Source organism: Hymenobacter sp. UYP22, from assembly GCF_040547285.1.
Taxonomy (GTDB): Bacteria; Bacteroidota; Bacteroidia; order Cytophagales; family Hymenobacteraceae; genus Hymenobacter.
On sequence record NZ_JBEPPK010000003.1, the window covers coordinates 82,753 to 107,526 of the forward strand.

Sequence of the window (24,774 nt, forward strand, 5' to 3'; positions counted from 1 at the left end):
TAGCACCAGCTGAACAGTACAAAGTGGTTACCTTGGCTGCCGCTACCAGCTCCTCCTATGCCCGCCTTCTCCGCCGCCGATGCTCTGTTCGAGGCTTTTTTCGACCTCTCTCTCACCGGTGGCATCCTTTGCCGCCCGTTGTTGCATACCACAGGTGAGGTAGTGGATTTTTCCTTCGAGCGCCTCAATCCGGTAGCTCAGCGTCTGCTCAAACTCCAGGTCCAGCCCACCCGCACACTCCGGCAGCACTTTCCCGGGGAGCAAGCCACCCAACTTCTGGCCTTTCTGCAGGAAGCCTATCAGAGCCCCGAGGCCCGGGAACTGGTTACCCCTCATCTGCCAGCGGACATGCTGCCTTTTTCCCGGGTGGCTGCCCGGCGGGTTGGGGAGTACCTGGTAATGAGCTGGGCCGCTGCAACACCCGGGAGCCAACACGAGCCTGCATTGCCAGAGTACGCCCGGCAACCGCCACCTGCGCCTTCCGCCTCCCACCCCCTGCCCGGCCCGGCGGGGCAGCTACCGCAGCTCAGCCACTTATTGGAGCAGGTGCCCGCTGCCATTGCCACCCTCAGTGGTCCTGACCACCGCTATACCTTCGCCAGCGCCGGGTATCACCGGCTGGTGGGCCAGCCAACCCTGCTTGGCCGGACGGTAGCGCAGGCTTTGCCGGAGCTTGCGGAGCAAGGGCTGACCCAGCTGCTGGACCAGGTGCGGGCCAGCGGGGAACCGTATGCGGGGCAAGAAAAACGGGTGCTGCTGCGAAACTCAGTTACCGGCGCTCTGCAGCCGCACTACCTGAACTTCATGTACCAGCCACTACGGGAAACACCGGATCAAACGCCGGACATTCTGGTGTTTGTGGTGGATGTAACCGAGCAGGTAGAGGCCCGGCAGCGGGTTGAGCAGCTCAACCAGGAGCTGGAAACCCGAGTGCAGGAGCGCACCCATGCAGCGCAACGTGCCCAGCAGGAAGCGGAGCGCCAGCGCAAAGAGCTGTGGCGGGTGTTTGAGCAGGCTCCCATTGCCATTGCCGTATACCGGGGGCCCAGCTACACCATTGAGCTGGCCAACCCCACAGTGGCCCGGCTATGGGGCCGTACCCAGGAGGAGCTGGTGGGCAAGGGCCTGTTTGAAGCTCTTCCTGAGGTAGCCGGCATGGGCTACGAGGAGCTGCTTGATGGGGTAATGGCCACCGGCGTGCCCCACGTGGCCCACGCCATGGAGGCCCAGCACGACCGTAACGGCCACCGCGAAACCGTGTACTGGGACTTCGTGTACGTGCCCATGTACCAGGCCGATGGCAGTATTTACGGGGCCATGGTGGTAGCCACCGAAGTAACCGAGCAGGTAACAGCCCGCCGGGAAGTGGAGCAGCTCAACCAGAAGCTGGAAACCCGGGTGCGGGAGCGCACTCAGCAGTTGGCCGAGCAGCAGCACCTGCTGCGCCAGATTCTGCGGCACGTACCGGCCGCCATTGCCACGCTGGGCGGCCCGGAGCACCGCTACACGTTCTTCAATGAGCCTTACCACCACCTCTCAACCGGCCGCGCCGCCTTGGGCGAAACGGTGGCGGAAGTGTTTCCGGAGGTAGTGGAACAGGGCTTTACTGATTTGCTGGACCAGGTGTACGCCACCGGGGAGCCATTTATTGGTACTGATGCCTCCATGCAGCTTTTCAATACCGCTTCCAACCAACCCGAGCAGCGCTACATTGATTTTATCTACCAGCCCTTGTTTGATGACCAGGGGCGCACCCAGGGCATTCTGGCCTTTATTCTGGATGTAACCGATAAGGTATGGGCCCTTCAGCAGGTGCAGCACCTCAACCAGGAGCTAGCCCTCATCAACCAGGAACTGCAGGCTACCAACGAGGAGCTTAATATCTCCAATACTCGCCTCTCGCGCACCAATGCCGACTTAGACACCTTTGTATACACGGCCTCCCACGACCTTAAAGCCCCCATTGCTAATATTGAAGGCCTGCTGGAAACGCTGCGCGAATACCTCCCGGTTCCGAACCCAGAGCCTATGGTACCGCGCCTGCTGGATATGATGCAGAGTGCGGTGGCCCGCTTTCAGCAGACGGTAGGGCACCTCACCGACGTGTCGCGGCTGCAGCAGAGCCAGACTCAGCCGGCCGAGGCCGTGTTCCTGGCTACGGTGGTGGAAGATGTGCTGCTGGACCTAGCTCCTCTGGTGAAAGCCACCAATGCCCAGCTGGCACTCAGTCTCTCCGAGTGCCCTGTCGTGTACTTCTCCGCGAAAGACCTGCGCAGCATTGTATACAACCTGCTCAGCAATGCCCTCAAGTACCATAATCCGCAGAGGCAGCCAGTGGTGCAACTACGGGCCTACTGCTCAGACACCCAGATTTTCCTGGAAGTTGAGGACAATGGGCTGGGACTGAGTGAGCAGCAGCAGGCCAAGCTATTCACTCTGTTTCATCGGTTGCACAATCACGTCGAGGGTTCGGGCGTGGGCTTATTCATGATAAAGCGCATCGTTGAAAATGCCGGTGGCAGCATCACCGTGCGCAGTCAGCCGGAGCTGGGCTCCACATTTCTGGTTGCCCTCCCCCGCATCTGATGCCGTTACCACTGCCCGTTTTTCCCGAAAAGCGCTAGGGTAGCTTCTGCTATTGTGCCCTGAGGGGTTCGTAGCGCGTCGTAGCCCTCTGAAAAGGGGGCCGGTACACCAGTTCAGTACAAGCCGTTGAAATCAAGCAGCCGCCGGCCCCCCTCTCCCGCTCCGGGCGGGCACTGCTGGCGGCGGGGTAGCCCGGCGCGGCCGATACGCGCAGCCAGCGGCACTTACCTCTTCTTGGTGCGAGTATTGACTGGCTCCGCTACTTGCCCCAGGGAAGACTCCCGCACCAGCAGCTCGGGGCGCAGCACAATCTGCCGGGCCGCAAAGGTGCTGCCATCCGCCTCAATCAGCTCCAGTAGCAGGCGCACTGTGGCCTGGCCCATTTCTTCGCAGCGCTGATCAACGGTGGTGATGGTCGGCTTGGTGATGGTGGTGAAAGCCTCATTACTGAATCCGGAAATGGCAACATCATCGGGCACTCTGAATCCCAGGCGCTCCGCTTCCTGCATGGCTCCCAGGGCACAGTAGTCGCCCGCCGAGAATACGGCATCGGGCGGATTGGGTGAGGTCAGCCAGGCATGCATGGCCGCGGCACCTTCCGGCTGCGTCATGTCAGTGTAGGTAATCAGCTCTTCCTCCACGGGCAAGCCCGCTTCCCGCAGCGCCTCCACGTAGCCCCGACACCGGTTTTTGTAAATGCTCAGGTGCTGGGGCCCCGCCAGATGGGCAATGCGGCGGCAGCCCTGGGCCAGCAAGTGGCGGGTAGAAAGCAGCGCCCCTTCCTGGTCATCTAGTACCACCGCGTGCACGTCCTCACCCTCCATGCTCCGGTCGAAGAATACCAGGGGCAACCCCCGACTCTGCACTTTTTCCAGGTGCGTAAACTGGGTAGTCGTGCGCGCCAACGATACCATGATACCGGCAACCTGCGCACTGAGCAACGCTTCCACGTTCTGCCGCTCCTGGGCCACATCCTCGTGCGACTGGCAGATAATAACGTTGTAGCCGGCTTTGCGGGCGGCCGTCTCGATACCGTGCACCACCGAGGGGAAGAACCGGCCTTCAATGTAGGGCACAATAATGCCCAGCAGCTTGCTTTTGCCCTTGCGCAATGCCGAAGCCAGGCGGTTGGGCTGGTAATTGTACTTTTTGGCCAGCTTCAGCACTTTCGACTTCATTTCCGGCCCGATGCTGTAATGGTCGCTCAGGGCGCGGGAAATGGTGGTCATGGACACACCCAACTCCCGGGCCAGGTCGGCCATGGAAACGGGGGTAGTGACGGCGGGCGGAGTTTCTGACTTCTTACGAGGAGACATGCAAAAAAGCGTTACACAATGCTTTGTGTAAAGATAAGGTTAACCCAGAATACCCAATATGCTTCTGCGAGGAGCAAACAAACACCCAGGAATGGGCTGTATGCGGCAGCCGCTCACTTGAAAGTGCATACTGGTGAATAGAAAGATATAGCCTTTATAACCCGGCAAAGACCTTTTCAATGGGTTTGAGCCAGTAAAATACGGGGAATATTTTTGATACAAGCTGTGCAGCTGTACTTCTATCGGCAGTAATGTAGGGGGAGAAGAACAAATAGTTATCCTTAACACAATCGTTTGTGCAAATAAGTTATTAATATTGGGACTACCAATGCCTGCCTAATTGCCGGGACCCTGGTTCTGGCTCGTGCTCCGTTTATTTTCCTACATCCCATGCTAAAATTCCTGCCCGCCCGCACTCTTCCCTTTGCCGCCGGCCTTGGCCTGAGTGGCTCCTTACTAACCTCACTGCCGACCCTGGCTCAAACGGCTCCCGCTACCCTCACCGTGCAGGTGAACAAGCCCGGCGCGCCCATTGCCAAAACCATGTACGGCCTGTTTTTCGAGGATATCAACTTCGCCGCCGATGGTGGGCTGTACCCCGAGCTGGTCAAGAACAAGTCGTTTGAGCTGGATGAGCACCTGCTGGGCTGGCGCGGCATCCGGGGGGCAGCGGCCCTGTCTACCTACACCGTTTCCAGCCAGCAGCCCATCAGCGCCACCAACAACCATTTCCTGCGCATGACGGCCGCCACGGCCAGCCCCGATGCCGGCTTCATCAACGAAGGCTTCCGGGGTATGGGTGTGAAGCAGGGCGGCGAGTACACGTTTTCGGTGTATCTGCGCAAGGGCGCGGGCGGCGTGAGCGGCCTGAACGTGACGCTGGAGGAAGGCGGCCCCGGGGCTGGGCCTGAAGCCGGGCCCTCGGGCAAAACCCTGGCCCAGACCCGCATTACCGGCCTCACCACCGAGTGGAAGAAATACAGCGTAGTACTGAAATCGACGAGTACAGCCGAAAAGGCGCGCCTGAAGCTGACGCTGGAAGGCGCCGGCACCCTGGACCTGGATGTAGTTTCGCTGTTCCCCAAGGACACTTATAAAAACCGGGAAAACGGCCTGCGCACCGATCTGGTGCAGCTGCTCAAGGACATGCAGCCCGGCTTCCTGCGCTTTCCCGGCGGCTGCATCGTGGAGGGCCGCAACCTTACCGAGCGGTATCAGTGGAAGGAAACCATTGGGGACGTGGCCTCCCGGGTGCCGCTGGTGAACCGCTGGAACATGGAGTTCAAGCACCGCTCCACCCCCGATTATTACCAGTCGTTCGGGTTGGGCTTCTATGAGTATTTCCAGCTGTCGGAGGACATTGGGGCCGAGCCCGTGCCGATTCTGAACGTGGGCATGGCCTGCCAGTTCAACTCGGCCGAAATGGCCCCGGTAGGTGGCACCGCCGCGGCCGGCCCCAATGCCGGCTCGCCCCACAACCACGAGGATGACGACCCCACGCTGGAAACCTTCATTCAGGACGCCCTGGATTTGATTGAGTTTGCCAACGGCCCAGCCAGCAGCCCCTGGGGCGCCAAGCGCGTAGCCATGGGCCATGCCGCCCCCTTCAACCTCAAGTTTATCGGCATCGGTAACGAGCAGTGGGGCCCGCAGTACCTGGAGCGCTACGAGCCCTTTATGAAGGCGGTGAAGGCCAAATACCCCACTATGAACATTGTGTCCAGCGCCGGGCCCAGCCCCGACGGGGAGCTGTTCGACAAAGCCACCCAGCGCCTGCGGGAGCTGAAGGCCGAGGTGATTGACGAGCACTACTACGCCAAGCCCGAGTGGTTCCGCCAGAACGTGGGCCGCTACGACAACTACCCCACCACCGGCACCAAAATTTTCGCTGGGGAGTACGCCGCCCAGAGTGTGGCCATCGGCAGCCCCGACAACAAGAACAGCTGGGACTGCGCCATCTCGGAAGCAGCCTTTATGACCGGCCTGGAGCGCAACGCCGACAAGGTGATTATGGCCTCCTACGCCCCGCTGTTTGCTCACGTGGATGCCTGGCAGTGGACGCCGGACATGATCTGGTTTGACAACCTGAAGGCCTACGGCACGCCCAACTACTACGTGCAGAAGATGTACTCCACCAACCCCGGCACCACCATGCTGCCCGTACAGCGGGCCGGCAACGCCAAAAACGGCCAGGACAACCTGTTCAGCAGCGCTACGGCCGACGATAAAACCGGCGAAATCATTGTGAAGCTGGTGAACTACTCGCCCCAGGCCCGGCCCGTTACCATTGCTTTGCAGGGCGTGAAGAAGCTGGGCAAAGCCGGCCGCGCCACCGTGCTGGCCAGCGCCGACCTGAACGCCGTGAACAGCCTGGAGCAGCCTCAGAACGTGGCTCCCAAGGAAGAGCCGTTCAAGGTTTCCTCCCCGAACGTAACCTACACCCTGGCCCCGAACTCCTTCACGGTGCTGCGGATTCCGGGCAAGCGCTAAGCTGTATCTGAGCCATGAAAAACTCTCTATTTCACGCCGTATGCGGCGGGCTTCTGCTCACCGCTCCTGCACTGGCCCTGGGCCAGGCGGCTCCGGTGCCGGTGGCCGGCAACCCCATCATCAAAGACAAGTACACCGCCGACCCCGCCGCCCTGGTGCACAAGGGCACCGTGTACCTCTACGCCGGCCACGATGAGGCCCCCGCCCCCGAGCAGCGCTACGTGATGAACGAGTGGCTGTGCTACTCCTCCCAGGATATGGTTACCTGGCAAGAGCATCCTTCGCCCCTGAATGTGAAGGCCTTTGCCTGGGCCAAGGCCGACGCCTGGGCCTCGCAGGTGGTGGAGCGCAACGGCAAGTTTTACTGGTACGCGGCCGTGGAGCACGGTTCTATTCCGGGTAAAAGCATTGGCGTGGCCGTGGCCGACAGCCCCACGGGTCCGTTCAAGGACGCCCGGGGCTCGGCCTTGATTACCAACAACATGACCGAGAGCAAAATCAGCTGGGACGATATTGACCCCACGGTTATTGTTGATGATAAAGGGCAGGCCTACCTGTACTGGGGGAACACCAACTGCTACTGGGCCAAGCTGAAGCCCAACATGACGGAGCTGGACGGCCCCATCAATAAGGTGACGACTCTTCCCAACTTCACGGAGGCGCCCTGGGTGCACAAGCGCAACGGGTGGTACTACCTCAGCTACGCCTACCAGTTCCCGGAGAAGCTGGCCTACGCCATGAGCCGCAGCCCGGAAGGCCCCTGGGAGTTCAAGGGCCTGCTGAATGAGGTGGCCGGCAACTCCAATACCAATCACCAGGCCATCATCGAGTTCAAGGGTAAATCGTACTTCATCTACCACAACGGCAGCCTGCCCACCGACGGTGGCAGCTTCCGCCGCTCCGTCTGCATCGACTACCTGACCTACAACCAGGATGGTACCATCAAGCGGGTGCAAATGACCACGGAAGGCGTGCAGAAGGCCAAATAGCGGCCGGGCGTTCTGTCGCCCCACGCGGCCCAATGCTTTATCAGCCCATAAAAAAGGCGGCCGCTCCTGGGAGCCGCCGCCTTTTTTGATGACACTAAGGTAATCCTACCTTATTGCTGCACCACGCGGGTTTGCTGCACAAAGCCATCCTGCACGAGGCGAATGGTATAGAGGCCGGCGGCCAGGGGGGCATTGCTTAGGCTGATGGGGTTACCACCCACTACCAGGTTGGCGCTCTGGCTGTGCACGCGGCGGCCCATGCCGTCGAGAATTTCCACGGAGGCCGTGCCCCGACGCTTGGCTTCTACCCGCAGGTTGAGGCGCTGGCTGGCCCCGGCCGGGTTAGGATAGGCCTGAATCCAGATGGCTTCATCGACACTGTTTTTAGTAGACAGAACCGTGCGGGAAAGCGTCCACCGCTGGGCCGGCTCGAAGCCGTTGTCGTCGAACAGGTTGACTGGGGCGCCCGGGGCGGCACTGGCGAAACCAACTTCCAGCACCTGCGACACGCCGGCCGCATTGGCTGAATTTTTCAGCGTGAACTTGTAGCGGCCATTGTTATTGGGGTCGGTGATAATCCAGCGCTGGGCATCGTCGTTGGTGGTTACCAGCACGTTCTGCTCAATGCGGGTATTCACGGCTTTACTCAGCCCCACCGGCTGCAGGTACATGGTGGTGCCGCGGTGGCGCAGTTTGTAGGAGCCATCAGTTTGCAGCTCAAAAATGAAACGCTGCGCATCAAGGCCATTATCACCCCACTGCCCCACGGTGGCCCCGGCGGCTGAGGAGTTCAGGTTCACATCCAGGCAGAGCGGCGTACCGGCGGGCACACCAAAGGCTTCGGCCGAGGCATCAGCTACCACGCCGTAATGCGTCAGTTTATACACGCCACCGTTAACAATGGCGGCCGTTTGGGCCTGAGCAGTCAGGCCCAGCAAAGAGCCGGCAGTTAAGGCGGCCAGGAGTACAGGTTTTTTCATGGGAATTGAGGGTTGTATAAAAGTGGGAAAACTCGAACCGCTGGCTGGCGCGCCCTACTCCTTTCGGGTAGGCAAGACCCAACCGCACCAGCTAATTCAGAAGTAAGAGTAAAATTTATTTCGCTTAACACAAACGATTGTGTTAACTTTATTTTATTAACCGCCTTCCCGCACTGTTCAGGTCGGTTATAAATCGTGCGCCCAGTTGCTCAGCGCGGGCCTATGTCCTGGGTTTTGGTGACCATCCACTCACTTGCTTTTCCTCCTTCCACTCCCTCCATATGAGATACTGTTTCTTGCTTATCCTGCTAACCTGGCGAGGTGCGGCGGGCCTGGCCCAGTCCACGCCCGCCCGCATTCCGGCCCACGACCCGGTGATGGCCCGGCACAATGACACCTACTATATGTTCTGCACCGGCAACGGCATTGCAGTATGGTCGTCGAAGGATCGGAAGAACTGGAAGCCGGAGCCGCCCGTATTTGCCACTGCGCCGGCTTGGGCCACACAGGCCATTCCGGGCTTCAAAAACCACATTTGGGCCCCCGATATTTCCTACCACAACGGCCAGTACGCGCTGTTTTACTCGGTTTCGGCCTTTGGCAAAAACACTTCCGCCATCGGCCTGGCCACCAACAAAACCCTCGACCCCGCTTCCAAGGACTTCCGCTGGGTTGACCACGGCCGGGTGCTGCAGTCGGTGCCGGGGCGCGACATGTGGAACGCCATCGACCCCAACCTGATCCGCGACGAAGCCGGTCGCCCCTGGTTGTCGTTCGGCTCGTTCTGGGAAGGCATCAAGCTGGTGCAGCTCCGCCCCGACCTGACCGGGCCGGCCCAGCCGGAGCAGTGGCGCACCCTGGCCCGCCGGCCCCGCAACCCCCAGCTCAACGACTCTTTGCCCGGTGACGGCGCGATTGAAGCCCCCTTCATCTTTCGCAAAAACGGCTACTACTACCTGTTTACTTCGTTCGATTATTGCTGCCGGGGGCCGCAGAGCACCTACAAAATAATGGTGGGCCGCGCCAAAAACGTAGCCGGCCCCTACCTCGACCAGGCCGGTAAACCGCTGGAGCAGGGCGGCGGCACTCAGCTACTGGCTGGTGACCAGAACTGGTTTGGCCTCGGTCACAACTCAGTATACACGTTCGATAACACCGATTACCTGGTGTTTCACGGCTACGATGCTGCCGACAAAGGCCGGCCTAAGCTGCGCATCGAGCCCCTCACCTGGGATGCCGCCGGCTGGCCGGTAGTACAACCCTAGTCCTATTCCGCTGACTTATGGCACAATCGTTTGTGCTGAACGTACTATTCAAGCTGCATTCTGGGGTTTTAGCTACCCACTAGCTACCGGTACCGATTACGGTATCGTTACCGGTCTTTTTTCTGCTGAACAACCGCTTTTTGAGCGGTTTAGCGGCTGCTATCCGTCGTAAATTCGCTCAAGTCTCCCATCATTTTTCTTTGCCGTGACCAAAACTCCAACCTCACCCGCCGACCTCGCCGAACAAAGCGTCAACACCATCCGCCTGCTGTCGGTAGATATGGTGCAGGCGGCCAACTCCGGCCACCCCGGCCTGCCCCTGGGCGCAGCCCCCATGGCCTACGTGCTGTTTTCCCGCGTACTTCGCTTCAATCCCCAGGACCCCAAGTGGCCCAACCGGGACCGGTTTGTGCTATCGGCGGGCCACGGCTCGGCGCTGCTGTACAGCCTGCTGCATTTGTATGGTTATGATTTGTCGCTGGATGATTTGCGGGCCTTCCGCCAGCTACACTCCAAAACGCCCGGCCACCCCGAGTCGAATATGACGCCGGGCGTGGAGGTGACGACGGGCCCGCTGGGCCAGGGCTTCGCCAACGGCGTGGGCATGGCCATGGCCGAAGCCCACCTGGCCGCCGTGTACAACCGCCCGGGCCACGCGCTCCAGGACCACTTCACCTACGCCATTGTGAGCGACGGGGACCTGATGGAAGGCGTGGCCGCCGAGGCCGCCTCCCTGGCCGGCCACCTCAAGCTGGGCAAGCTCATCTACCTCTACGACGACAACGACATCTGCCTCGACGGGCCCACCAACCTCTCCTATACCGAGGATGCGCTGGCCCGCTTCGAGGCCTACGGCTGGCACACCCAGCGCGTGACGGACGGCAACGACCTGGACGCCATTGAGGCCGCCATCAAAGCCGCCCAGCAGGAAACCGGGCGGCCCTCCCTGATTTCCGTCAAGACGATTATCGGCTACGGCAGCCCCCAGGAAGGCACCAGCAAAGTACACGGTTCGCCCCTGGGCCCGGAAAACCTGAAGAAAGCCAAGGAGTTCTTCGGCTTCGACCCCGAGGCCACGTTTGTAGTGCCCGAGGAAGTGCGGGCCCACCTGGCCGAAGCGGGCCAGCGGGGCGCGGAACTGCAGGCGCAATGGGAGCAGCAAACCGAGGCGTACCAGCAGGAGTTTGCAGCGGGGTGGGACCTGTTTCGGACTTCGTTTGCGGGCGAGCTGCCCGCAGGCTGGGACGCCGCCCTGCCCGTTTTCACCGCCGCCGACGGCGCCCTGGCCACCCGCCAGGCCTCCGGCAAAGCTCTGAATGCGCTGAAAAAGAGCGTGCCCTACCTGTTTGGGGGCTCCGCCGACTTGGCCAGCTCCAACGAAATGCCTACCAGCGAAGCCGTGAGCTTCCAGCCGGGCAGCTACGAGCACAATAACGTGTGGTTTGGGGTGCGGGAGCACGCCATGGGCGGAGCCATGAACGGCATGGCCCACCACGGCGGCGTGCGGCCCTACGGCGGCACCTTCCTCACCTTCTCCGACTACATGCGCGGGGCCATCCGCCTCACCGCCCTGGCCGAATCCAGCGCCACTTTCGTGTTTACCCACGACAGCATTGGGCTGGGTGAGGACGGCCCTACCCACCAGCCGGTGGAGCAGGTAGCCGCCCTGCGCACCATTCCCAACATCATCGTGCTGCGCCCCGCCGACGCCAACGAAACCGTGGAAGCCTGGCGCGTGGCCCTCACCAAGCCCAAGAGCCCGGTGGTGCTCATCCTCTCCCGCCAGAAATTGCCGGTCCTCGACCAGAGCCAGTTCAACTCGGCCCGGGAGGGCGTAGCGAAAGGCGCTTACATCCTGCGCGAAGCCGAAGGCGGGCAGCCGGAGCTGCTGCTCTTGGCCACCGGCTCGGAAGTTTCGCTAGCGCTGCAGGCCCAGGAGGCGCTGCAGCAGCAGGGCGTGGCGGCCCGGGTGGTGAGCATGCCCAGCTGGGAGCTGTTTGAGCAGCAGCCCAAGGCCTACCAGCACCAAGTACTGCCGCCCGCCGTGCGCAAGCGCGTGGCCATTGAGGCCGGCTCGCCCTTGGGCTGGCACAAGTACGCCACCGACGAAGGCACCGTCATTGCCATGAACCGCTTCGGCGAATCGGGCCCCGGCGAGGCCGTGATGGAGCTGTTCGGCTTCTCGGTGGAAAACGTGGTGAAGCAGGCCCAGTGGGTGCTGGCCGGCCAGCCCGAGGAAACGGAACCCAAGGAAATTCTGTCGTAAGTAGCGGCGGTTGCGCAGTGGTTAGTAGCGCGAACTGCACAGTTCGCGCTACTGCCGCACTGATGTTGCCGAAGAAAGGCCGTCATGCCTGATCTGGCGTCTACTCAGCATGACAGCTTTCATTGATTCACCGAACCATACCACTCACCATATGAACCCATTAGTTGCCATTCACGGCTTCGGCCAGAGCATTTGGCTGGATTACATCCGCCGCAATATTTTGCAGAATGGGGAGCTGCAGCGCCTACTCACGGAGGACGGCGTGCGGGGCGTGACGTCCAACCCGGCTATCTTCGAGAAGGCCATTGCCGGCTCCGACGACTACGCCGATGATATCCGCCGCTTTGCCCAGGAGGGGTTGTCAGCCGAGGAGATTTACGCCCGCCTGGCCGTGGCCGACGTGCAAGCCGCCTGCGACCTGCTCCGCCCCCTCTACGACCACCCCGAAAACGGTGGCGACGGGTACGTGAGCCTGGAAGTTTCGCCCAACCTGATTCACGACACCGAAGGTACCGTGGCCGAGGGCCTGCACTTCTGGCAGGCAGTGAACCGCCCGAACGTAATGATCAAAGTGCCCGCCACCCGCGCCGGCCTGCCTGCCATCCGTCAGCTGATTGCGGCCGGTGTAAACGTGAATGTGACGCTGATTTTCAGCGTGGAGCGCTACCGTCTAGTAGCCGAAGCCTACCTTGCCGGCCTGGAAGACCGGGTAAAGGCTGGGGGCTCCATCGAGCGACTGGACTCGGTGGCCAGCTTCTTCCTCTCGCGCATTGATGTGCTCATTGATCCGCAGTTGGAAAAACTGGCCGCCGCGGGTGGTGAGCAGGGCCAGCTAGCCGAAAGCCTGGTGGGTCAGGTGGCCATTGCCAGCGCCAAACAGGCCTATACGGTGTACCAGGAACTGTTTGCTGGGCCGCGCTGGGAGGCGCTGCGGGCGCAGGGTGCCCAGCCCCAGCGCCTGCTCTGGGCCAGCACCGGCAACAAGAACCCCAAGTACGACAACCTCAAGTACGTGGAGGCTCTCATCGGCCCGAACACGGTGAACACCATTCCGGTGGAAACGCTGGACCTGTACCGCACCGGCGGCCAGCCCGCCGACCGCCTCGCCGAGCCGGTGGCCGTGGACGTGCTGGGCAGCCTGCCCCAACTCGGCCTCAACCTGGAAGCCCTCACCGACCAGCTGGAGCAGGAAGGCGAGCAGAAGTTCACTGAGCCCTTCGGCAAGCTGCTGGCCGTGCTGGAACAGAAACGCCAGGAAGCCCTGGCCGAAAGTCCGGCTGCCAACTAACCAGAAACCCGAGCGGGGAGCCAGCAAACGGCTCCCCGTTTTGTTTACCCCCTACTTTTTTCGCAACGGCCGCTTCTGGACCGGCCACCTAAATCAACATTGGCAGGTTAGCTGAAAGCCGTCTAGGAAGTAGCGCGAACTTTGCAGTTCGCGTCCCCGCACCATTCAAACTAATCTAACGGCACGGGGCCGCGAACTACACAGTTCGCGCTACTACTCGCCTGACGCCAACCTACCAAAGTAGAGCTAATTACAACTGCATGAAAGCATTCATTTTCGACCTCAACGGCACCATGATTCACGACATGGACTACCACACCCAAGCCTGGCAGCAGCTGCTGAACGAGGACCTGGGCGGGCAGTTTACCCGGGAGCAGGTAAAGCCCCAGATGTACGGCAAAAACCAGGAAGTGCTGGTGCGCATGTTCGGCCCCGACCGGTTTACGGAGGAGGAAATGACCCGCCTGGCCGTGGAAAAGGAGAAACGCTACCAGGAAGCGTACCGCCCGCACCTGCGGCTGCTGCCGGGGCTGCCGGAATTCCTGGCGCGGGCCCACCAGCGGGGCATTCCCATGGCCATCGGCTCGGCGGCCATTCCGTTCAACATTGATTTTGTGCTCGATACGCTGGATATCCGGCACTACTTCGCGGCCATCGTCTCGGCCGACGACGTGACCATCAGCAAGCCCCACCCCGAAACCTTCCTCAAAGCCGCCGCCCAGCTCGGCGTAGCCCCCACCGACTGCTTGGTGTTCGAGGACGTGCCCAAAGGGGCCGAGGCCGCCCTGAATGCCGATATGAAAGCCGTTGTCCTCACCACCACCCACGAGCCTGAGGAATTCGCGCACTTGCCTAATATCCTCCACTTCTCTCCTGACTATACCGATGAGTTCATGCTGGGCTTGGTGTAGAAACGGGTAGTAGCGCGAACTGTGTAGTTCGCGTCCCCGTGCCGTTAGATTCGCTAGAACGGTGCAGGGACGCGAACTACACAGTTCGCGCTACTATTTATTTCCCTACCGTCGCCTCCTTGGGCTGGCGGGAAATTAGGTCTACGTCGGTGAGTTGCTGGGGAAACCAGACGGTCATTTCGCCCTTACCGCGGTTGGCCCAGGCGTAGTAGGGAATGGCCGTGAGGGTTTGGCGGGTGGTGCTGATGGAAGTGTTGGCAGCGTCAATCTGCACGGCGGGCACGGTGGCCTGCAGCTGCATCACACCATTGAGCAGATCGGGCTGGTAACGGGTGGTGAACGAGGTAGCAGCGGGTACGAGCAGGTTGGTGGCGCGGCCGTTGTTATCCGTCCACTCGGCGCAGTACACCACGGGGCCGCGCTGCAGGGCCACTTTGCCCAGGTCGTCCTGCACCTTGGAGTTGGCCACCACCTGGCGCACTTCCATGGGCAGCGCCACTTTCACCACATCGTTTTTGCGCCACTTGCGGGCCAGCACCGCGTAGCCCTTGCGGGTAGTGTACTGCACCGGCTGACCGTTGATGGTGATGGTAATTTTCTCGGTAGAAGGTGTGGCGAAGCGGTACAAATCGGAGGGCATGGCCTCATTGCGGGCCCAGCCGGGCAGGCGCACCAGCAGATTGAAGTCGGTAGTAGCGGCGGGATTTACAGTAAACTGCAAGTCACCCTGCCAGGGATAGTTGTTTTGCTGGGTAATGCGCACGGACTGGTTGTTCACCTTCAGGTCAGTAGTGCCGCTAATGAACAGGTTGGCGTACACGTCGCGGCCGTTTTGGGCATACACGTAGCCGGGCAGGGAAGGCATCAGGCGGGCCATGTTGGTGGGGCAGCAGGAGCAGTCGAACCAGCCGGCGCGCTGGGGCTCGGTTTGGGGAAAGCTCGCGCTGTTCTTCACCTGCATGGCATTGCTGTAGAAGAACGATTTACCATCTAAGCCCACCCCCGAAATCAGCCCGTTGTACAGCACCTTCTCCATGATATCCACGTATTTGGCCTCGCCGTGGAGCTGAAACATGCGCTGATTCCAGTACACGTTGGCTACCGAGGCGCAGGTTTCGTTGTAGGCCGTGGTGTTGGGTAGTTCGTAGTTGCCCCCAAACCGCTCCCCGCCCGGCACGGCGCCGGTGCCGCCCGTCACGTAGAGCTTGCGGGTCACCATGTTCTGCCAGATAGAATCCACGGCCGCCAGCAGCTGTTGGTCGCCGGTAAGGGCGGCCACGTCGGCCATGGCGGAGTATAGGTATTCGGCGCGCACGGCGTGGCCCTCGGCCTCTTTCTGGTCGATGACGGGCTTGTGGTCCTGCCAGTAGGAGCCGTTGCGCCAGGCGTCGGGGCTTTTGGGGTCGTAGCCCGCATACCGGCCGCGCTGGTCGAGGAAGAATTTAGCCGTGCTCAAATACTCCGGTTTGCCGGTGACGCGGTAGAGTTTCACCAGGCCCATTTCCACGATTTCGTGGCCCGGAGCCACGGCCCGCTTGCCGGGGCCGAAGGTGGCGCATACCAAATCGGCGTTTTTCAGGGCAATATTCAGCAGGTTTTTCTTGCCGGTAGCCTCGTAGTGGGCCACAGCGGCTTCGTAGAGGTGGCCCGAGTTATACAGCTCGTGGCTCAGCTCCCGCTCCTTCACCCACCGCTCCGGCCCGGCCCAGTCGTGGGGGTGCTGGGGGTCGATGGTGCGGGCCGTGTAGAGGTAGCCGTCGGGCTCCTGGGCGGCGGCTACTTTCTTAATCAGCGCATCCATGTACTCGTCCAGCTTCTCATCGGGGTAGAGCGTGAGCGAGTACGAGGCACCTTCGATGGTTTTGTAGATGTCGGTGTCATCGAAGGGAAAAATGGTGGCAAACTTGCCCTGGCGGGCCGCCGCCATTTCAAAGTTTTTCACCCGATTAGTGGCCTCGCAGCGCTGAAAGGACGCCGGGATGGTCACGTCGGTGTTGGTTTTGAGCCGGGGCAGCCAGAAGTTGTCGGCCAGCTTCACCCGGGTAAACGACACGGCCTGAATGGGGTAGTCGGAGCGCTTGACGGTTTGGGCCGGGGCCGAAGTACTGAGCAGGCCCAGCAGGGCCAGGGAAGGAAGGATACGATTCATACGGAGCAGGTAAAGGAATCAAAAAAGCCCGGCCTACTGCGCCGGACTCACGCCCAGCGTGGTCATGTTCACGGTTTGCAGGGTGCTGTCGGCATTGTAGGTGAGGTAATCCACGCACACGGAGCGGCGGAAGCTGCCGCCGGTGGGCAGGCTGCCGTTGTGGTACACAAAGTAGTCTTTGCCCTTGAAGGTGATGATGGCCTGGTGGCTGGTGTTGGAGTTGGTCGGGAAATCGGTGAGCAGGCCTTTGGGCTGCCAAGGCCCGTTGGGGCGGCGGCTCATGGCGTAGGAAATCCGCTCCGGAAAGCCAGAGGCGTAGCTCAGGTAGTACCATTTGCCGCGCTTGTGCACCCAGGGCGCCTCCGTAAATTCAGGCAAACTCACGGTCTGGATGGGGCCATCCAGCTCCGTCATGTTGGACTTTAGCTTGGCGTAGTAGCAGGCCGTGTTGCCCCAGTACAGCCAAGCCTGGCCCGCGTCGTCGATGATAACCGTGGGGTCAATGTCATCGAAAAAGCTGTTGACAGCCGTGGTCATGTTATTGGTAATCAGGGCGGAGCCCCGGGCATCCTTGAACGGACCGGTGGGGCTGTCGGCCATGGCCACGCCAATGGCCTTGCCCGGCACTGTGCGGTGGTCGGTGGTGATGTACCAGTAGAACTTGCCGTTGCGCTCCACCACCTGCGAGGCCCAGGCATCGGCGCGGGCCCAGGCAAAGGCCTGCACGTTCAGGGGTGCGGGGTGCTCCTGCCAGGTCACCATATCTGCGGAGGAATAGCACAGCCACTCGTTCATGATGTACTGATTCTGCCCCGCGGCGGCCTCGTCGCGGCCGGCGTACACGTACACCCGGCCGTTGTGCACCAAAGCGGCGGGGTCGGCCGAGAACTTGGTGGTGATGATGGGGTTGCGAAACACCGGGGCCGGCGGCACCACAAACGGGTCGGCTTCTTCTTTTTCCTGACACGCGGCCACACTCAGCAGCGCGGCAGCCAGCAGTATTGACGAATATTTCATGGTAGAATGGAGTAAAGCAGCTGGAAAAAAGAGCCGGCCGCCTACGGCCGCCGGGTGGCCGGGCGGGCCGCGGCCTGCGGGCTAATGCGGTAGAGCCGAGCCCCGTGGCGGCGTACATAGGGCGCAAACTCCCCGGCTACGCCGCGGGCGGTGCGGCCGGTCCACAGGTCGCGCACGGTGCAGGGGCCGCGCAGGCCTAGTTGGGCCAGCGTTACCGGCACCCGCACCGAGTCGGCGGGCATGGGACGGAAGGGGTTTTGGGTGAACACCAGGAATTGCAGGGTGCCACCGGTGTTCTGGGCGGCGCCGGCCGCATCCAGCCCGGCCGTGGCCCGAAAACGGGTGAAGCCGGCCGGCAAATCATAGGCAATCATGGAGTTGGAGTGGGTGCCGATGCCGCTGGCGTATGGCTGCCCGCCCACCCGCAGCTCCGCCCCCGACACGCTCTTGCCGGCCGTAACCTGCCCCCAACCGGCCGTGGCCATTTTCCAGGGCAGGGTGCTGAGCGCCACGGTTTCGCGGCCGTTGCTGAGCACCGGGTTCAGCCAGTCGGCGTGGTCCCAGGCAATGTCATCGCCCCCATCGCGCACGTTGAGGTAGAGTTGGGTGGCCCCGCTGATGTCCACATCCACAGTTTGGCTCTGGCCGGGCGTCTGGCGCGTTATCACGGAACTGGCCCAAGCCGCCTCCCTGGCGGGGGCCAGTTCCTGGTCCTGGGCGTTGAAGAGGGCCAGAAACTTGTCGCCGGTGGCGGGGTCGTCGGCCTTCCAGGCAATCAGGTCGTTCTGGCGAAACAGCTGGCGGTTTTGAGTGCTGCGCCGGTTTACGGCCAGTACTTCTTTGTTGGTCAGCAACGATAAAGTAAAGGCGTCGTTGCTGGGCAGGTCGCCGCCGAACATAAGCGGGGAGCGGAAGATGCTCCACAGGCTCATTAGGGTGTATTGCTCGTCGTGGGTGAAGCGGCTCATCCGGTCGTCGCCCCGCTCGGCCCGAATACCCAGGCGGCCCAGGGGCAGCATATCGGCATCTGGAAACGCGCCCACCCCGATGTAGGGCGCCCAGCGGCTGCACACCTCAAAGTGCTCCTTGAGCTGCTCCCAGGAGTCCCAGAAGTCGCCCACGGTGCGCCACATGTTGGCGTGGGCCGCCACATGCCGGGCCTGGGCAATGGGGGTTTCGCCGGGCGAGGTGCTGAGCACAATCCGGCGGCCCGTGCGGTCAATGGCCCGCCGAATCATCTCCACCTCCGGCTGGTGGTAGGGCGACGACAAATCATCCACCTTCACAAAATCGACGCCCCAACTGGCGTAGAGCTGAAACAGGGAATTGTAGTACTCCTGCGCCCCCGGCCGGCCGGCCACCACCGTGTACATGTCACGGAGCCAGCCCGCCTGCCCTTCCGGGGAATAGATATCGGACGCCGTAGCCTGGCTGCCCAGAATGGGCAGCTTGCGCTGCACCGCCACCACGGGCACCCCGCGCATAATGTGAATACCGAATTTCAGCCCCCGGGCGTGCATGTAGTCGGCCAGGGGCTTAAAGCCCTTCCCGCCGGCCGCCGAGGGAAACCGGTTGGGCGCGGGCACGAACCGGCCGTAGGGGTCGATATTCCAGGCGGGGTCCTTCTCGTTGTAGCCGTGGGCCGTGTCGTTGCCCACATACCAGCGAATGTCCACCACCACGTACTCCCAGCCGCTGCTTTTCAGGTTTTGGGCCATGTAGTCGGCGTTGGCTTTCACCTCGGCTTCCGTCACGGTGGGGCCGTAGCAGTCCCAACTGTTCCAGCCCATTGGGGGCGTGGGGGCCCATTGGTGGAAGTCGGGTGTGGACACAGCTTTTTGAGCCGTGGCCGGCAACGCGGCGGTAGCCAGCGCAGCCCCGGTCAGCAGGTGAAAGAGGGAAGGACGCATCAGGAATATGGCTGGTAGCTGACCAAAGCGAGGCAAAAGTCTGTCGGCTTTTGCCTCGCTTTGGCAGTAGGTTATTTACTGAGTGGGACAATCTATTGCACCACTACTTTCTGGGCGTAAGCTCCCGCCGCGCTGCTCACTTGCAACAGGTAGAGCCCGGCTGGCACATCGGCGGCCACGGGCACGGTAGCCTGGCCCACGCTGGAGCGGCTGAGCACCAAGCGGCCGCGCACGTCGGTCAGGGTAACCGTTACCGGGCCGGCGCTGAGCTTGGCCCCGAGCGCCACCGTGAAGCGGCCCCGCTCACTGGGGTTGGGGTACACGCTGAACTGCGCAGCCGGATCCGAGGCAGCTGCTGCCAGTACCCGGGCGGCCGTGGCGGGCGCAATGGCCCATTTCTGGCAGTTATTGCCCAGGTAGTCGTAGAGGGCAAGCTGCACGCCGGCCGTGGCGGAGCAGGCGGGTACTTCCACCACCCGGTTGCCATTCACGGAAGCCAGCACGTAGGTACCGCCGCTGGCTCGCTCAATTTTGAAGCGCTGGTTGGCCGCCCCGCTGTAGGGGTACAGGTTGAGCTTGGCCCCGTTGGCAGAGCTGTTGCCGGCCACATCGGCGGCCAGCCCCGCTCCTACCGTTGAGGTAATTTTGTATTCGCCGTTGCCCACGGGCGTCAGGTTCCACTGCTGGCAGTTGAGGCCGGCCGGAGTGCCCTGGGCAATGATCTGGCCCTGGGCCCCGGTGCAGCCCCAAGCGTCCCACACTTTGCCGCTGTTCTGGTTGGTGAGGGTGTAGCGGCCGGCGGCCACCCAGTCGCGGGTGATGAAGGGCCAAGCAGCCCCATCCCAGCCCATATTACCCACGCTCAGGCGGGCCCGGCCGTTCTGGTTGCTGTCGTAGTAGTGGTGGGTGAGGTAGTTGGCCCCGCCCTCCTGAAACAGGCCCACGTGGCCCGGCCCCACGTAGTTGCCGCTGGTGGCGATGAGTGTGGTACCGCCGTTCCGGTTCAGGTCCACTCCGTTCTTATCCAGATACGGCCCGGTGATGCTGGTGGAGCGGCCTACTTGAATATAGTAGGTACTATTGGAGCCCTGGCAGCAGGCCCCTTTGTTGATGAATAGGTAGTAATAGCTGCCGTTGCGCACAATGTAGGGCGCTTCGCTGCCGCTGTTGTTGCGCGTTACCCCGTCGGCGGCCACGTTGCCGGCCAGCCAGTAGAAGCTGGTGCCGGAGCGTTTGCCGGTGCTGCCGTCCAGCTTAATCAGCCCAATGCCTTTGAAAAACGAGCCGTAGCTCATCCACAGCCCCCCGCTGGCATCGACGGTAATAGCGGGGTCAATGGCGTTGCTGGCACTGCTGCTCGTGGTGGAAACCACCTCACCCTGGTCTACCCACTGGTAGTTAGGGCTGGCGGGGTCCAGGGTTACGTTGGTAGCCAGCCCGATGGTAGACACGTTGGAGCCGAAGGTCGAAACCGAGTAATACAGGTAAAACTTGCCGTTGCGGTACACGCACTCCGGGGCCCAAAAGTCGCCGGAAAAGCCGGGTACTTTGCTTTTGATCCAGCTGGGGTATTCCGTGCTATTGAACACCGGCCGGCTGCCCGACTGCCAGGTCACCAAATCGGTGGAGTACATGCCGTAAATGCCGGTGCCGGTGGTAAACACCCAGTACCGGCTGCCGTCCTTCACAATGCTGGAGGGGTCGTGGCAGTTGTCGTTGCCTTGCAGGGCCTGGGCCGGAAAGCTGAGGCTATTCAACAGAATCAGCACCAGGGCCAGCAGATGGAAAACGCGGGGGCGGCGGGCCCGGGTGGGGGCCGCCTGGGGGGTAAGGATTATGTTCATGGTTGTGGGAATTGGGTAGGAGAAACACGAGAGCGAGTACTAAGGGGAAGCAAAACGGGGACGTGAAGTAGTATCACGCCCCCGTTTTGGTGGAACCGGCCGGAACCCAAAGTCCACCGGCACCAACTGCTTTTCAGCAGCGCAGGAAGAAGTAACGGCCCGAAAGCCGGCTAATGGCTACCAGAACTTCACGTACAGGGCCGTGAGCAGCAGCATGGTCACCACAATCAGCGACATGGTCTGGGTGCTCACCCGGAACATACCGGCGTCCAGTTGAATGGCGCGGGGGTTTACCACCGGCCCGGCCAGGCTCACGCCCACCATCAGCACCATGGTAATGGCAAATGACCAACCCATGCAAATCAGGAAGGGAATTTCGTAGATACCCTGAGCATTGGGGAAGGCCGTGTACAGGATGGTTTCAGGGCCCAGCACCGCCGGAGCGTAGTTATTGAAGAACACCGACAGAGCGAAGCCGGCCAGAATGCCCACAATACCGGCCGTAGCCGTGGTGCGCTTCCAGAACATGCCCAGCAGGAACACGGCCAGAATACCGGGCGAAATGAAGCCCGTATACTTCTGGATGAACTGGAAACCACCCTCGCCCCCAATGCCCAACAGGTCTTTCCAGGTCATGGCCACGCTCAGCACTACCGCCGCCAGAATGGTGAGGCGGCCCACCCACACCTGCTTCTGCTCGGTGGCGTCCTTGTTCAGATACCGCTTGTAGATGTCGAGGGTGAAGATGGTGGAAATGGAGTTGACCTTGCCGGCCAGCGAGGCCACAATGGCCGCCGTGAGGGCCGCCATGCTCAAGCCCTTCAGGCCGTTGGGCAGGAAAGTAAGAATGGCGGAGTAGGCGTTGTCGGAGTTGAAAGCCCCCGTCGAGGACATTTCAGCCTGCAGGGAGCCGTTTTTGTACAGCACGTAGGCCGCAATGCCGGGCAGCATCACAATCACCGGCATCATGAGCTTAAGCAGGCCGGCAAACAGAATACCGGTGCGGGCCGTGTGCAGATCAGCCCCCAGGGCGCGCTGGGTAATGTACTGGTTGCAGCCCCAGTAGTTGAGGTTCACGATCCACTGACCGGCAAAGTACATGGCAATGCCGGGCAGGGCCAGATACTTGTCGATTTCCACCTGGGGCGCACCCTGGCTGGGCTTGTCGAAAATCATCTGGAAGTGGTCGGGGGCCTTGTCCATCAGGGCCGAGAAGCCGGAGAAAGCGCCGCCGCCCAGGCCAAACTTAGTGCTCACCAGGGAAAGGGCAATGTAGGTCGTTACCAGCCCGCCAATCACCAGCACCACCACTTGCACCACGTCGGTGTAGCCCACTACCTTCATACCACCCAAAGAAATCAGCAGGGAGAACAAAGCCAGCAGCACGATGATAACGTGGAAACTGTCGCCGCCCACCAGGTTGCTCAGGGCCAGGGCACCGAGGTAGAGGATGGACGTGAGGTTGACCAGCACGTACAGGAACAGCCAGAAAATGCTCATAATCAGGCTGAGCGTGGAGTTGTAGCGCTGCTCCAGAAACTGCGGCATCGTGAAGATTTTGTTCTTCAGATACACCGGCATGAAGAACACGGCCACGATGATGAGCACCACGGCCGCCACCCACTCGTAGGCCGCCACCGCCACGCCCACCTTAAACCCGCTCCCGCTCATGCCAATGAACTGCTCGGCCGAGATGTTGGAGGCAATCATACTCGCCCCGATGGCCCACCACGTGAGCGAGCCTTCGGCCAGAAAGTAGTCTTTGGTGCTTTGCTCGGCTTTCTGCTTGCTTTTATAGATGTAGAACCCGTAGGCCGAAACCCCGATCAGGTACACGAAAAAGACAATCAGATCAAGCGTAGTAAGGTTATTACGCATGGGAAATGGTGGGAATGCAGGCTGTTGTAATGTGGGAATTGGGAGGGTACCGGTGGCTCCTGAACGTCATGCTCAGCGAAGCCGAAGTATCTCTACCGCTTTGTCTGAGCGTCATTCCGAGCCCCGCGAGGAATCTCGCGTGCTGAGGTTGTTCTGATAACCGCTCCATAGCCCAGGGTTTAAACCCTGGGCTAGTGAATCGTTCAACGCAGCGGTGGAGGTACTTCGGCTGCGCTCAGCATGAGGTTCTAGGTAGAGTGGCCTAGCGCTGGCTGAAGGCCACGTCGTTGTAGCGCAGTTCGTTTTTGAAGGTGCGCAGCTTGGTTTCGTCGTCGATGATGAGGTACTCGATGCCGGCCATTTCAGCAAAGTCCTCGAGGTACTCACTCGTCAGGTTCTGGCTGTAGCCAGTATGGTGGGCGCCGCCGGCGTGAATCCAGGCGGCTACGCCGGTTTTCAGGTCGGGCTTCACCTGCCAGAGCACGCGGGCTACGGGCAGCTTGGGCAGATCCTGCTCGGGCGCTACGGCTTCTACCTCGTTCACAATCATGCGGAAGCGGTGGCCCAGGTCCACGATGGTGGCGTTGAGGGCGGGGCCAGCGGGGCAGTTGAACACCAGGCGGGCCGGATCGGCCTTGCCGCCGATGCCCAACGGGTGCACCTCTACCTTCACTTTGCCCTCCGCAATGGTGGGGCAGATTTCCAGCATGTGGGAGCCCAGCACCAGCTCATTGCCGGGCTGGAAGTGGTAGGTGTAGTCCTCCATGAAGGAGTTGCCGCCGGGCAGGCCCGCGCCCATCACCTTCATGGCGCGCACCAGGGCCGAGGTTTTCCAGTCGCCCTCCCCGCCGAAGCCGTAGCCCTCGGCCATCAGGCGCTGGGTGGCAATACCGGGCAGCTGCACCATGCCGTGCAAATCCTCGAAGGTATCGGTGAAGCCAATGGCCTTTTTATCCTGCAGAAACTTGCGCATACCGGCCTCAATCCGGGCCGCGTCGCGCAGGCCGTCGCGCTGGCTACCACCGTCCCGCAGCGTTTCGCCCAGCTCGTATTCCTGCTCGTAGGTAGCCAGCAGCGCGTCTACCTGCTCGTCAGTCACCTCGTTAATCACGGCCACCAGGTCGCCGATGCCATAGGTGTTTACCTCGTAGCCAAACTTGAGCTCGGCCTCCACCTTGTCGCCCTCCGTTACGGCCACGTAGCGCATGTTGTCACCGAAGCGCACGATGCGGCCGCCCTGCCAATCGGCCCAGGCGCAGGCCGCGCGGGCCCAGATGCTGAGACGCTCCTGCGCGTCGGCGCTCTGCCAGTGGCCCACCACCACCTTGCGCTTTACCCGCATGCGGGAAGTGATGAAGCCAAACTCCCGGTCGCCGTGCGCCGATTGGTTGGTGTTCATGAAGTCCATATCGATATCCGACCACGGAATGTCGCGGTTGAACTGCGTGTGCAGGTGGGCCAGCGGCTTCTGCAGAATCTTCAGGCCGTTGATCCACATTTTGGCCGGCGAGAAAGTGTGCATCCAGGCAATCAGGCCCACGCAGTTGGGAGTGGTATTGGCTTCCTGAATCAGCTTATAAATTTCGGCCGGACCCGTCAGTACGGGTTTGTACACCACTTTAATGGGCAGGGCCGAGCCCAGGGCTTCGGCAATCTGCTGGGAGTGTTGGGCCACTTCCTCCAGGGTTTCGGGGCCGTAGAGGTGTTGGCTGCCGGTAATAAACCAGGCTTCGTAGTGGGAAATGTCAATCATGCGTGAAAGGGGCCAACCTTAGGCAACACAAACGATAATGTTTATGGTACAACAGTCGGGCAGGGTGGTAAGCGTGGAAGAATGTTTCGGAGAAAAGTGGCGCAGCAGCCCGTTGCAGCAGGCCGCCGCGGC

At 61.4% G+C, this 24,774-nt stretch carries 15 protein-coding genes; 7 read left to right on the top strand and 8 right to left on the bottom strand.

The window, feature by feature from the left end; genetic code table 11:
* Positions 1-57: 57 nt before the first annotated feature.
* Positions 58-2,586: a PAS domain-containing sensor histidine kinase gene (locus ABIB60_RS06565; RefSeq protein ID WP_354578604.1), complete on the top strand. Its 2,529-nt coding sequence runs from the start codon at positions 58-60 to the stop codon at positions 2,584-2,586.
* A gap of 224 nt (positions 2,587-2,810) precedes the next feature.
* Here ABIB60_RS06565 and ABIB60_RS06570 read toward each other — a convergent pair whose 3' ends face one another.
* Positions 2,811-3,902, bottom strand: coding sequence for a LacI family DNA-binding transcriptional regulator (locus tag ABIB60_RS06570; protein ID WP_354578606.1), 1,092 nt, complete (start codon positions 3,900-3,902; stop codon positions 2,811-2,813).
* 390 nt (positions 3,903-4,292) lie between these two features.
* Here ABIB60_RS06570 and ABIB60_RS06575 point away from each other — a divergent pair, with 390 nt between their 5' ends.
* Both ABIB60_RS06575 and ABIB60_RS06580 read left to right on the top strand, forming a co-directional pair.
* Entirely contained in the window at positions 4,293-6,392 is a 2,100-nt protein-coding gene (locus ABIB60_RS06575) for an alpha-L-arabinofuranosidase family protein (RefSeq protein WP_354578607.1), read from the top strand.
* 14 nt (positions 6,393-6,406) lie between these two features.
* On the top strand, positions 6,407-7,381 hold the full coding sequence (locus ABIB60_RS06580) for a glycoside hydrolase family 43 protein (RefSeq protein WP_354578608.1): 975 nt from the start codon (positions 6,407-6,409) through the stop codon (positions 7,379-7,381).
* Positions 7,382-7,491: 110 nt separating this feature from the next.
* On the opposite strand, the gene ABIB60_RS06585 is transcribed toward ABIB60_RS06580, so the two are convergent.
* Complete coding sequence (locus ABIB60_RS06585; protein ID WP_354578610.1) at positions 7,492-8,361, bottom strand: RICIN domain-containing protein; 870 nt, start codon at positions 8,359-8,361, stop codon at positions 7,492-7,494.
* 281 nt (positions 8,362-8,642) lie between these two features.
* On the opposite strand from ABIB60_RS06585, the gene ABIB60_RS06590 reads away from it, so the two are divergent.
* The 4 genes from ABIB60_RS06590 to ABIB60_RS06605 all read left to right on the top strand — a co-directional run bounded on the left by ABIB60_RS06590 (position 8,643) and on the right by ABIB60_RS06605 (position 14,091).
* The gene (locus tag ABIB60_RS06590) at positions 8,643-9,626 is read left to right on the top strand and encodes an arabinan endo-1,5-alpha-L-arabinosidase (protein WP_354578612.1); all 984 of its coding nucleotides are present in this window, start codon (positions 8,643-8,645) and stop codon (positions 9,624-9,626) included.
* 205 nt (positions 9,627-9,831) lie between these two features.
* Positions 9,832-11,892: a transketolase gene (gene tkt, locus ABIB60_RS06595; RefSeq protein ID WP_354578613.1), complete on the top strand. Its 2,061-nt coding sequence runs from the start codon at positions 9,832-9,834 to the stop codon at positions 11,890-11,892.
* Between the two features lie 151 nt (positions 11,893-12,043).
* Positions 12,044-13,180 carry a transaldolase gene (tal, locus tag ABIB60_RS06600; protein ID WP_354578614.1) on the top strand — a complete coding sequence of 379 codons (1,137 nt, stop codon included), beginning with the start codon at positions 12,044-12,046 and terminating at the stop codon, positions 13,178-13,180.
* 260 nt (positions 13,181-13,440) lie between these two features.
* A complete protein-coding gene (locus ABIB60_RS06605) occupies positions 13,441-14,091 on the top strand; it encodes an HAD family hydrolase (RefSeq protein ID WP_354578615.1) in 651 nt (216 codons plus the stop codon).
* A gap of 97 nt (positions 14,092-14,188) precedes the next feature.
* On the opposite strand, the gene ABIB60_RS06610 is transcribed toward ABIB60_RS06605, so the two are convergent.
* From ABIB60_RS06610 to araA, 6 genes are all read right to left on the bottom strand, one after another.
* Positions 14,189-16,240 carry a glycoside hydrolase family 127 protein gene (locus ABIB60_RS06610; RefSeq protein WP_354578617.1) on the bottom strand — a complete coding sequence of 684 codons (2,052 nt, stop codon included), beginning with the start codon at positions 16,238-16,240 and terminating at the stop codon, positions 14,189-14,191.
* 33 nt (positions 16,241-16,273) lie between these two features.
* The gene (locus ABIB60_RS06615; protein ID WP_354578618.1) at positions 16,274-17,257 is read right to left on the bottom strand and encodes a glycoside hydrolase family 43 protein; all 984 of its coding nucleotides are present in this window, start codon (positions 17,255-17,257) and stop codon (positions 16,274-16,276) included.
* Between the two features lie 41 nt (positions 17,258-17,298).
* A complete protein-coding gene (locus ABIB60_RS06620) occupies positions 17,299-19,167 on the bottom strand; it encodes an NPCBM/NEW2 domain-containing protein (RefSeq protein WP_354578620.1) in 1,869 nt (622 codons plus the stop codon).
* Positions 19,168-19,259: 92 nt separating this feature from the next.
* Positions 19,260-21,011 (bottom strand): family 43 glycosylhydrolase, encoded by a 1,752-nt coding sequence (locus ABIB60_RS06625; protein ID WP_354578622.1) that lies wholly within the window; start codon positions 21,009-21,011, stop codon positions 19,260-19,262.
* 177 nt (positions 21,012-21,188) lie between these two features.
* Positions 21,189-22,889: a sodium:solute symporter family transporter gene (locus ABIB60_RS06630; protein ID WP_354578623.1), complete on the bottom strand. Its 1,701-nt coding sequence runs from the start codon at positions 22,887-22,889 to the stop codon at positions 21,189-21,191.
* 262 nt (positions 22,890-23,151) lie between these two features.
* Positions 23,152-24,642 (bottom strand): L-arabinose isomerase, encoded by a 1,491-nt coding sequence (araA, locus tag ABIB60_RS06635; protein WP_354578625.1) that lies wholly within the window; start codon positions 24,640-24,642, stop codon positions 23,152-23,154.
* Between the last annotated feature and the right edge of the window lie 132 nt (positions 24,643-24,774).

Coding starts and splice junctions, on each gene's coding strand:
- ABIB60_RS06565 (WP_354578604.1), top strand. CDS start 58: ATGCCCGCCTTCTCCGCCGCCGATGCTCTGTTCGAGGCTTTTTTCGAC.
- ABIB60_RS06615 (WP_354578618.1), bottom strand. CDS start 17,257: ATGAAATATTCGTCAATACTGCTGGCTGCCGCGCTGCTGAGTGTGGCC.
- ABIB60_RS06585 (WP_354578610.1), bottom strand. CDS start 8,361: ATGAAAAAACCTGTACTCCTGGCCGCCTTAACTGCCGGCTCTTTGCTG.
- araA (WP_354578625.1), bottom strand. CDS start 24,642: ATGATTGACATTTCCCACTACGAAGCCTGGTTTATTACCGGCAGCCAA.
- ABIB60_RS06590 (WP_354578612.1), top strand. CDS start 8,643: ATGAGATACTGTTTCTTGCTTATCCTGCTAACCTGGCGAGGTGCGGCG.
- ABIB60_RS06580 (WP_354578608.1), top strand. CDS start 6,407: ATGAAAAACTCTCTATTTCACGCCGTATGCGGCGGGCTTCTGCTCACC.
- ABIB60_RS06575 (WP_354578607.1), top strand. CDS start 4,293: ATGCTAAAATTCCTGCCCGCCCGCACTCTTCCCTTTGCCGCCGGCCTT.
- ABIB60_RS06605 (WP_354578615.1), top strand. CDS start 13,441: ATGAAAGCATTCATTTTCGACCTCAACGGCACCATGATTCACGACATG.
- ABIB60_RS06630 (WP_354578623.1), bottom strand. CDS start 22,889: ATGCGTAATAACCTTACTACGCTTGATCTGATTGTCTTTTTCGTGTAC.
- tal (WP_354578614.1), top strand. CDS start 12,044: ATGAACCCATTAGTTGCCATTCACGGCTTCGGCCAGAGCATTTGGCTG.
- ABIB60_RS06625 (WP_354578622.1), bottom strand. CDS start 21,011: ATGAACATAATCCTTACCCCCCAGGCGGCCCCCACCCGGGCCCGCCGC.
- ABIB60_RS06620 (WP_354578620.1), bottom strand. CDS start 19,167: ATGCGTCCTTCCCTCTTTCACCTGCTGACCGGGGCTGCGCTGGCTACC.
- ABIB60_RS06570 (WP_354578606.1), bottom strand. CDS start 3,902: ATGTCTCCTCGTAAGAAGTCAGAAACTCCGCCCGCCGTCACTACCCCC.
- ABIB60_RS06610 (WP_354578617.1), bottom strand. CDS start 16,240: ATGAATCGTATCCTTCCTTCCCTGGCCCTGCTGGGCCTGCTCAGTACT.